General features: G+C 59.7%; 1 protein-coding gene. It reads left to right on the top strand.

Annotated features, from left to right (window positions below):
- On the top strand, window positions 1-836 hold an 836-nt coding region (locus E3O56_RS19380), incomplete at both ends, for an efflux RND transporter permease subunit (protein WP_248128815.1).

Here is an 836-nt window from a genome sequence, read left to right as displayed (position 1 = left end):
TTCGTCAGTACCCCCTGACGGAAAGCTCCACGCTGACGATCACCACCCAGTACCCCGGTGCTTCGCCACAACTGATGCAGGGCTTCGTCACCCAGGCCATCGCGCAATCGGTCGCCACCGTGGAAGACGTCGACTACATGAGTTCGACGTCGACCCAAGGCAAAAGCGTAATCACTGTGCGCATGAAGCTCAACGCCGACTCCAACAAGGCCATGACCCAGGTAATGGCCAAGGTCAACGAGGTCAAATACCGCTTGCCGGAGCAAGCTTACGACCCGGTGATTGTGAAATCCTCCGGTGAAGCCACAGCCGTGGCCTATGTGGGTTTTTCCAGCCCGACCCTGTCCACTGCAGCCCTCTCGGACTACTTGCAGCGCGTGGTGCAACCGCAACTGTCTTCCATCGAAGGGGTCGGCAGCATTGACCTCAACGGCGGGCAGAAAATGGCCATGCGCATTTGGCTGGATGCCAATCGCATGGCCGCCCACGGGATTTCCGGCAGCGATGTGGCCCAGGCCCTGTTGAATAACAACGTGCAGGCTGCGCCCGGTCAGGCCAAGGGTTTGTATGTGGTATCGGATATTCAGATCAACACCGACCTGGTCGATGTCGCCGAGTTTCGCCAGTTGGTGGTCAAGTCCAGTGCAGCCGGGGTGGTGCACCTGAACGATATCGCCACGGTGGAACTGGGTGCGGCGTCGACCGACACCAGCGCCACCATGGACGGCGTGCAAGCGGTGTTTTTCGGTTTGAATGCCGCACCCAATGCCAACCCCCTGGTGATCGTCAAGAAACTCAACGAACTGCTGCCGGGCATTCGCGCCAACCTGCCGCCA

Source organism: Pseudomonas sp. W2Aug9, from assembly GCF_023127755.1.
Taxonomy (GTDB): Bacteria; Pseudomonadota; Gammaproteobacteria; order Pseudomonadales; family Pseudomonadaceae; genus Aquipseudomonas; species Aquipseudomonas synxantha_A.
Note: the sequence above shows the minus strand (reverse complement) of the source record. Positions and strands in the feature narration are given on the sequence as shown.